The organism is Ruegeria sp. AA3 (genome assembly GCF_056542905.1).
The window spans coordinates 1-8,768 of record NZ_JBQGAQ010000024.1 but is presented as its reverse complement, the minus strand read 5'-3'; the positions used below and the strand labels follow the sequence as shown (position 1 = coordinate 8,768).

Annotated in this window: 8 protein-coding genes and 1 tRNA gene; 4 read left to right on the top strand and 5 right to left on the bottom strand. The window is 54.2% G+C overall.

Annotated elements, in window-relative coordinates; all coding sequences use genetic code 11:
• The first annotated feature begins 14 nt into the window (after positions 1-14).
• Positions 15-91 (top strand) — tRNA-Met (locus ACR0JR_RS22065).
• A 246-nt stretch (positions 92-337) separates the two neighbouring features.
• Here ACR0JR_RS22065 and ACR0JR_RS22060 read toward each other — a convergent pair.
• Genes ACR0JR_RS22060 through ACR0JR_RS22045 form a run of 4 tightly spaced genes read right to left on the bottom strand, consistent with a single transcriptional unit; the run spans position 338 to position 2,783 of the window.
• A complete protein-coding gene (locus tag ACR0JR_RS22060; RefSeq protein WP_480458177.1) occupies positions 338-1,384 on the bottom strand; it encodes an energy transducer TonB family protein in 1,047 nt (348 codons plus the stop codon).
• Complete coding sequence (locus tag ACR0JR_RS22055; RefSeq protein WP_170567459.1) at positions 1,381-1,758, bottom strand: ExbD/TolR family protein; 378 nt, start codon at positions 1,756-1,758, stop codon at positions 1,381-1,383. Before ACR0JR_RS22055 ends, ACR0JR_RS22060 begins: the two co-directional genes overlap by 4 nt.
• 4 nt (positions 1,759-1,762) lie before the next feature.
• A complete protein-coding gene (locus tag ACR0JR_RS22050) occupies positions 1,763-2,128 on the bottom strand; it encodes a biopolymer transporter ExbD (RefSeq protein WP_480458176.1) in 366 nt (121 codons plus the stop codon).
• Positions 2,121-2,783 carry a MotA/TolQ/ExbB proton channel family protein gene (locus ACR0JR_RS22045; RefSeq protein ID WP_480458174.1) on the bottom strand — a complete coding sequence of 221 codons (663 nt, stop codon included), beginning with the start codon at positions 2,781-2,783 and terminating at the stop codon, positions 2,121-2,123. The genes ACR0JR_RS22050 and ACR0JR_RS22045 overlap by 8 nt, the downstream gene beginning before the upstream one ends.
• 701 nt (positions 2,784-3,484) lie before the next feature.
• Between ACR0JR_RS22045 and ACR0JR_RS22040 the strand changes: the two genes are divergently transcribed.
• Both ACR0JR_RS22040 and amaB read left to right on the top strand, forming a co-directional pair.
• Complete coding sequence (locus ACR0JR_RS22040) at positions 3,485-4,591, top strand: saccharopine dehydrogenase family protein (protein WP_260023655.1); 1,107 nt, start codon at positions 3,485-3,487, stop codon at positions 4,589-4,591.
• An 18-nt stretch (positions 4,592-4,609) separates the two neighbouring features.
• Complete coding sequence (amaB, locus tag ACR0JR_RS22035; protein ID WP_480458178.1) at positions 4,610-6,106, top strand: L-piperidine-6-carboxylate dehydrogenase; 1,497 nt, start codon at positions 4,610-4,612, stop codon at positions 6,104-6,106.
• Positions 6,107-6,161: 55 nt separating this feature from the next.
• On the opposite strand, the gene ACR0JR_RS22030 is transcribed toward amaB, so the two are convergent.
• Positions 6,162-7,739 (bottom strand): DUF5928 domain-containing protein, encoded by a 1,578-nt coding sequence (locus ACR0JR_RS22030; protein WP_480458172.1) that lies wholly within the window; start codon positions 7,737-7,739, stop codon positions 6,162-6,164.
• Between the two features lie 139 nt (positions 7,740-7,878).
• On the opposite strand from ACR0JR_RS22030, the gene ACR0JR_RS22025 reads away from it, so the two are divergent.
• Positions 7,879-8,697, top strand: coding sequence for a sulfotransferase family protein (locus ACR0JR_RS22025; protein WP_480458171.1), 819 nt, complete (start codon positions 7,879-7,881; stop codon positions 8,695-8,697).
• Positions 8,698-8,768 lie beyond the last annotated feature (71 nt).

Sequence of the window (8,768 nt, the reverse complement as noted above, 5' to 3'; positions counted from 1 at the left end):
CCAACGCTAAGTGTCGCGGGATGGAGCAGCCCGGTAGCTCGTCAGGCTCATAACCTGAAGGTCGCAGGTTCAAATCCTGCTCCCGCAACCAGCGTCAGAAAATCTCAGTACAGCCCGTTCAGACTACAATTGATCCACTGGATCAATTGCTTAACGTCTTCACCTCGTCAGGCTCATAACCCGAAGGTCAGAGGTTCAAATCCTACTCCCGAAACCAAATTCCAAACAACCCGTTCAGACTATTTTTGATCACACGGTTCAGTTGTTTAAAGCACTCCAAGCTATAAGTCTCGTGGGGTTAACGAATAGCTATGCAACTGAGCCGCTGTCTCTGATCTCAACTATTCTGGTAATAGAATGATAGCCTGCGGCTTGAACCGCTTGGTGGGCGAGGAAATGGAGCGGCGCGGATGACTTGATCTCTGGCGGCGCGTTCGATCTCGGGTGAGCCTGAGCTGTCGACGATATCTACCCAAGCCAGTGATCCATCAGGATTAATTTCGAAGAATACCTGCGCAAATCCTCGGACCGGGACATAGACGACGGGTGTCTGATTTAGATGGACCAGAACCTGTCCGGCATAGTTCGTAGTGTCGGAGTTTCCTGCGCCGCGGCCTGAGGATTGATTTCTGCCACTGCTGGTTCGGAACGGGTCAGCCCCTTCTTTTTGATACAGGCTTAAGGGCGATTCTACTGTCTGCGAAGGGTTGCGCAAATTGTCGAAGTTACTGAATCCATCGAGCGATTTTGGAGTATCCGTTGCGGGCCTTCTGTCCGGAAGGCGGGGACGCTTGGAGACAGATACAGCCTGATCGGAAGCCCCGGTTTGTTCTTCCGGCAACTCGGTTGTTGGCTCATTGACGGAAATTGGGATTTGCGGTTCGACTGCCGTATTCTCAAGCGGAGGGACCGGAGCAGTTGGAGCATCTGTGGGTGGTAGCGCAGCCAAGCGCTCGGACGCTGGGGGTGTTGCGGTAGTCTCCGCGTCTGCGGCTGGTTTGGCGCTGGACGGGGCGACCGGTTCGGTCGGCACCTTTTCCTGCAATTCTGATTGTGGGACGACGGGCGCTCCGACATCGGGTGAAGATACCTGCTGAGGGTCGGGGGAAGCGACAAGTGTTTCGCTGATCGGGATGTCGGCAGTATCGGGTTTAATAGTGTCTTCAACCGGAGGCTCGGGTGTTTCAGCAGATTCCGGTTGCACCGGATCTGTCGTGTCTTCGGTGAATTCTTCGAATGTGTTGCCAAGCTCGATCAAGCTGACCGATTCCTCGTTGGATCGCAGTTCTGGCTGACTTGACCCGTAAAAGCTGATCCCAAAGACATGCAGGACAAGCGAAAGCACACCCGCCAACGCGGCGATGGCTGCTGACTTCCGGATCATTTCAAAGCCTGCTGGGTCACTAGGAACACAGATGGCGCGCCATACCGTCGGAGGGCACCGGTTACCTCCATCAACCGTTGGCCCGAAACGTTGCGGTCGGGGACAATCCTGACAGGTCCGTCATCATGGCTGGCCATGAAAGCCTCGGGATCGGTTTGCACTCCGCGAAAACTGAGGATGCCATCGGCGTTCAAGACAAGCGCATCGGGAGGGTCGCGGCCTTCCAGTTCCGATGTGTCGACAAGCTGAAGCTCAGGATCAAGCGGTGGTGCCAGGGTGCCTGCAATCAGAAAGAAGATCAGCATCAGAAAGACGACGTTGATCAGAGGGATGGTCGAGTCTCGTTTGCGGCTTGGGCGACCAAAGCGGATCATCGGTCTACTCCAACACCGTGACGGTCAAGCCAACTCGGCCACGCAAAATAACCAGCAAATCTACAAGCCGTTGGGCGGACGTATCGGCATCAAGGCTTACCAGAGCCTGACCGGCCCCAATCCGTGCAGACAGGTCATCCAGCGTCAGTGTTTCGCCATTCAAAGTCACGCGCTCTGAACCGATCTGAATGAAAATCCTCTCCACGTGCTCAGCCGAGGCTGAAGTGCCTGAGGTTGCACTGCTGATCTCGATTTCCGCGAACTTGGAGAAGGTTGAGGATAACATGAAGAACAGCAACAGCAAAAAGATGACATCGATGAGCGGCGTCATCGACATCGGTCGTCTGACAAAGGGTGCCGTGTTACGCATGTTCAGCGTTCAGAATCTCGGTCGCGCCTGCGGCAGGCTGGTTCGAATGGTTTGGGACCAGAACCGTGCGCAGTGCTTTGTCCGCAAATACGCGTTCGCGCGCGGTTCGGCTTTCAAACCAGGACAAGACCATCGAGGTCGGCATCGCCACGGCAAGACCAACGGCTGTGGTTACCAGGGCAACCCAGATGCCGCCTGCCAGCAATGAGGGATCGACAGAAGACCCGGCAGATTGAAGGCTTTGGAACGCATTGATCATTCCCAAAACTGTCCCGAACAGCCCAAGCAGCGGGGCAAGCTGTGCAACCGTGTCCAAAAGCCGAAACCCCCGCTCAAGCCCGGCCAAAGCCAGCCCGGCTTCGGCATCCAACCGGGCGTCCAGATCGGGAGTGTCCGGCGCGTCCATTGCGGCTTCGACCAGCGGTGCAAGATAGCTGCTGCTCTGGGCGAGGCGTCTGCGTGCATTGGCTCGATCTCCAGCATCCCAGGCCTGCAGCGCTTGTGACAGCACCTTGTGCCGTCCCACGCCACAGGCTGCAAACTGCCACAGCTTGTATATACTGACCGCGACGGTCAGGACCGACATGACAATAAGGATAGCCACTACGGGCCCGCCAAGGGCTAGGATTTCCCGAAGAGAAGAGAGAATATTCATCCAAGTAACTCCACTTCAACTCGGCTGCTGAGCGTTAGGGTCGATTGACAGACGTCGCTCTGAGATCCGTTTATCACGCATGAACTCGCGCCATTGATCAATGCTCGCCCAACAGACGTGCAAGACATCCCTGGCAGGTCAAACTGACGGACACGCGGGCGATCCAAGGGTAAGTCTCGAAAATCAAAAAGTGAAAGGGTCACGACACTCCCTTCATTGTCGAATATCACCGTCTCGAATATTGCCTCATCGATGCTGGTTCCGGATTGGTTGGTCACCAGGAAGGTTAATCTACAGGCACCACTAACGTCTCCCAAGGCATTGAGCTCCAGAGAAATCTCAGCGGCAGGTGCCTCAGCGGATTGCGCCAGAGCTCCGCATGAGAGCAGGCATGCGAAACAGGTAAGCAGGACACGGAGAGATCTCATTGAAGGGCACCTATATGCTTGGGCGAACCGCGTTTGTCTGCGTTGTGTAGCCGACAATGGTCCTCTCATACCTGATAGCACTCTCACTTCAAAGGATCGCTGAAACGATTGTGAATTCGACAATATTTGAGTGCGAATTTGAAGATGTAGTCCAGCAAATTGACATAACATATGACGATATCACGGATATCTGCCTCATTTCGTCAAGACATGATCTGCATTCCGAACAATTCGCCCCTCATAATCGAAAGAAATACAGTATGGAGGCGCGTTTTGAGCTGGAATATTTGCGTAGTCGGGGCGGGGAAGATCGGTCAGATGATCGCGACCTTGTTGAAATCCTCGGCGCATTACTCGGTAACTGTTGCCGATCATGATCTCTCGGCATTGTCTGTGTTCAACAAGCGCGGGATTTCAACGCGGCAGATCGATGCCCGTGACAGTGCAAGCCTCGAGCGGGGGCTCAGGGGGTTTGATGCTATTATTTCGGCAGCTCCGTTTTTCCTGACGCCAGCAATTGCCGGTGCAGCAAAAGCAGTCGGAGCCCATTACTTTGATCTGACAGAAGATGTTGAAGCGACCAATGCGGTACGCCAACTTTCGCAGAACAGCGACACAGCATTCATGCCGCAATGCGGATTGGCACCCGGATTTGTCGGTATCGCTGGCGCCGCGCTGGCTTCGGAATTCGATGAGTTGGAAAGCTTACATATGCGGGTTGGGGCACTGCCGCTGTTTCCGACCAATGCATTGAAATATAACCTGACGTGGTCCACTGACGGATTGATAAATGAGTATTGTAACCCTTGCGATGCCATTGTGAACGGCGAGCGGGTTAAGACAGCGCCACTCGAAGATTATGAACTGATCGGCCATGATGGTGTGGAGTATGAATGCTTCAACACGTCCGGTGGGCTGGGCACGCTGCCCGAAACGCTTGAAGGTAAAGCGCGGGCAGTGTCCTATCGGTCGATCCGATATCCGGGACATCGGGATATTCTTCGATTGTTGCTAAGTGATTTGGGATTAGAGCGTCGGCGCGATCTGTTGAAAGAGATCTTTGAAACCGCTCTGCCGCGCACCGATCAGGATGTAGTGCTGGTCTATTGCACTGCCAAGGGAATGATTGATGGCTCCCTGCGCGAGAAGTCCCTGATCAACAAATCCTTTGCCCGCACCATTGATGGGCAAATCTGGAGTGCGATTCAGATCACCACCGCAGCAGGTGTGCTGGGTGTCGTCGATCTGATGCGGACGGGTGCTTTGCCGTCCAAGGGTTTTGTCCGGCAGGAGCAGGTAAAGCTTGCCGATTTCCTGAACACAGAATTTGGTCGGCTCTATCGCGCCGGCGATGTCACCGAACAGAACAAGGCGGCCTGAGATATGAAAGATGTTGTAATGACTGCTGAAGCTACTCTTGCGAAACTGGACCTGACGGCGGCAGAGCTGACTGGTGGATCGCTGCGCGTGACTTCTCCAATTGATGGAAGTGTGCTGGCTGAAGTGCACGAAACGCCTCTGTCCGAGATGAACTGCATATTTGCGCGCTCGAAGGAAGCGTTCAAAGCATGGCGGGTTGTGCCTGCCCCGCGCCGCGGAGAACTGATCCGCCTTCTGGGCGAAGAGTTGCGTGCGGCCAAAGATGATCTGGGCGCGCTGGTCAGTTGGGAAGCTGGCAAGATCACCTCGGAAGGGCTGGGCGAAGTGCAGGAGATGATCGATATCTGCGACTTTGCCGTGGGCCTGTCACGTCAACTATATGGTCTGACCATTGCATCGGAACGACCCGGCCATCGGATGATGGAAACTTGGCATCCTGCAGGACCAGTGGGTGTGATCTCGGCCTTTAACTTCCCGGTTGCGGTCTGGTCATGGAACGCGGCGTTGGCGTTGGTGTGTGGCGATCCCGTGATCTGGAAGCCTTCGGAGAAAACGCCTCTGACCGCGATGGCCTGTCAGAAAATCTTCGAGCGCGCAATGGCCCGCTTCGGGGAGGCGCCTGACGGCCTGCTGCAGACCCTGATCGGCGGTGTCGCGCTGGGTGAAGCTCTGGTCGCGAGCGAGGATGTGCCGGTAATCTCGGCCACCGGCTCCACCCGGATGGGCCGTGCGGTTGCTCCGATCGTGGCGCAGCGCTTTGGTAAATGCATTCTGGAGCTCGGTGGCAACAATGCGATGATCGTCGGTCCCTCGGCCGATCTGGAAATGGCGGTCCGGGCGATCGTGTTTTCAGCCGTCGGGACGGCGGGTCAACGCTGCACCACGCTACGCCGTCTGATCGTGCACAACTCGATCCGTGAAGAGCTTGTTGCCCGCCTCAAGAAAGCTTACTCGGGCCTTCCAATTGGCGACCCGCTGGCGGAAGGGACATTGATAGGTCCGCTTGTCGATGAAGCCTCCGGCGACGCAATGACCGGAGCGCTTAGGAGGGCGGAAGCCGAGGGTGGAACGGTCTTTGGTGGCAAGCGAGTAACCGAGGGAATGCCTGGTGGCGTCTACATGGAACCCGCCATTGTTGAAATGCCCAGCCAGACGGCAACTGTGAAGACAGAAACCTTCGCTCCGATCCTGTATGTCATCGGTTATGATGATTTCGCCGAGGCGATCGAGATCCAAAACGATGTGCCCCAAGGCCTGTCATCCTGTGTTTTCACGTTGAACATGCGTGAGGCGGAACAGTTCCTGACCGCAGCTGGCTCGGATTGTGGCATTGCAAACGTCAATATCGGCCCATCCGGTGCCGAGATCGGAGGCGCGTTTGGCGGTGAAAAGGAAACTGGTGGTGGGCGCGAAAGTGGTTCGGACGCCTGGAAAGCCTATATGCGCCGTCAGACCAACACGGTGAACTACTCAGCCGAGTTGCCGTTGGCACAGGGTGTCAAATTCGACATCTGACTGGCGGGTCTCGATCATTAGCATATCCGGCGGAGTTTATGTACGCCGCCGGATATCAATCCGCGAAAAGGTAATCCAAATGCATAATCGATTTGGCCTGGGCCTCCGTTAGGTTCAGAAACTCGGCTATTGCCTCTTCGTTGACCAAGCGATCAGCAGTTTCGCGCAAATGAAACAAACCATCGTTCTTGGAATATCGGATCTGCTCAGATTCATAGGCAAGTGCGTTCCGCAAAGTAGGAAGCAATCGGGCCATTGACTCGGCCGAGCTGTTCTGACCAGCCAACCCGACACGCAAGGCGTGACCAGCAAGGTATTCGTCGGAATAATCGCATTCGATTTCCAGTACACGCGTCTGGGCTTGATCCCCGCCAAAGTCCTGAATGACGTCTAAGTTCGCAGGATCAACGCATAAGATCAGTTTTTCGCTGTCGAAATGTTCGAATAGCAATTTCGCGACTGCGCGACGATGTCGGGAGCGTTTGGTCAATGTCGTCTCAATGCCACCTAGATCGGGAAGCGGAGTGTCTTGCTCATCGTATATGTATTCAATACAGGGAATGCTGGTTTCCGAGGCAATCTGATCAACCAATCGTTTGGCAACGTGCCATTTTTTGCAGACAATCAAGTATATTTCGCGATCGGGTCCCAGGGTGTTTCCCGCTTCCCAGAACCGTTGTGTGTACCGTCGTCCGACGCGTCCACGGCTGGTCAAGAAATGATACAGTTTGCGCCCTTCCCCAGAAATACCAAACGCGACCCCTTTGCTGGCATATAACTGCCCTAACCGTTCCTTGAGCTCATGGGCTTCGGGGCTGATCTTGCGTGCGAAGAGGTAATCCTGACCCAGCAGCATGTCATAGTGATCGTTGTAGAAACTAACGGGCATGCCGTAATCGGAGAACATCAGAAATGTCAGCGTTCGGTTCTCGATCTCGTGCTTCGGTATCAGATGGCGAACGAGAGTTTGAAAGAACGTCTCATCCGGAATCCACGTTGTCTTGAAGAACCGAAGCACGTCCGGGCGTTGTTGCAGGAATTCGAGAATCATCTCGACAGTACGACGGCGAAGACACCACCATTGGCTGCCAATCATGATCTGAAGGTCGGACGGTATGTCGCGAGTGAGGCCAAACCGTTTTTGCATCTCGTAAGCGGTGTAGAAGAGGCGCGGTTGATTACGTTCGTTAAAGTAATGGCGATAGATCAGCCGGTCTTCTTTCATCCCGGTCTTGATCCAGTTGCTTGCGAAAAAATCGTGGCTCTCGATGAAATCCACATCGCGATCATCAAGGAAACCGTGCACATATTCAGCGGTCTTGATGGCCATGCAATCGCCAGACAGCATGTAGAAATGGGTGGCCCTGGGGAACTGCTCTACAGCCGACTGAAGCGCATGCAGCGTAGCCTGTACCAGGGACCATTCACCCCATCCGCATTTAATGCGCTTCTTCGAAAAGGTGACATTAGGGTTGTCGTTTAGGGCCTCGCGAATTCGCGCATAATCTGTGTCGCTGGCACGGGCATCAAAATGGATCGCCATGCAATCACCGGCAGCCGTCAGCTGACCGGCCTGCGCGATGATCGCGTCCGGATCTTTGTGACACAGCAAGATAAAGGCAATCTTTGCCATTCTATATTCGTATTTCCCCGTTTCTGCCGTTTGCAACCGTGATACTGAGGATGAGCGATTGAATAAACAGAATATTTTTGGTTCTTTGAGCCAATATGCCGGAGTATCAATACGATAACTGGCTAAGGAGGCACAGCAGATGGGTTTTCCCGGTACATGGATGACCGAAAGTCAGAGCATGGTCTATCGTGTCGTGCCAAAATGTGCTTGCTCGACCATTGGGCAGATCATGTATTTCTCGGATCATGGCCGGTTTTTTGATGGCGATATTCACGACGCCAATGATGGGATGCATAAGTGGGCTTTTAATGCCAGTCAGGAACCAATTGCGCGGAATGTTCAGTCGCATGGGTCATACACTTTTACCTGTGTGCGCAATCCGTATACGCGCATCCTAAGTTCGTTCTTCGACAAGATTTGCGGTATTCAGCGGAACGGTAAACGCTATCGCGGAAATCTGGTGCCGACGTTGATTTACAACTACGGGATTGAGGTTGGTGGTGAGGATGGCAAAGGTGAGTTTGACCAAATCGCCAGTTTCCGCAGGTTTCTACTGTTTGCGCGCGATACGATCCGCTGGCGACGCCCGATGGATCCAGACATTCATTGGTCCGCCATGTCCGGTCATGTCTCAACGTTGATCGCTAATGGTGGCCGATATGATCGCATTTTCTGGACCGAGAAGTTCAATGATGGAATGCAGGATGTTCTGGATCACCTGGACACAGCGCATAGGGTGACTCTGTCCGAAATTCCACGCTTCAATGAATCTGAAGGCCATGGGCCAAAGCGTGCGCATCCGGTCGAGGACTATTTTGACGACCTCTCCATGCACTTGGTCTATGAAATCTACAAGCAGGATTTCGAGCTGTTCAAATACGATTTCGAGAATCCCGCGAACAAGATGCCGATCGCTGAGATCGATCTTGACGAGATTCACGCAAAACTAGGTGACTGAGCTAAATCAGAAGGCTACCGCCCATCGTCAACGTCTCTCACGAGACGTCTCCTCTGGTTGGGCCCGGCGCC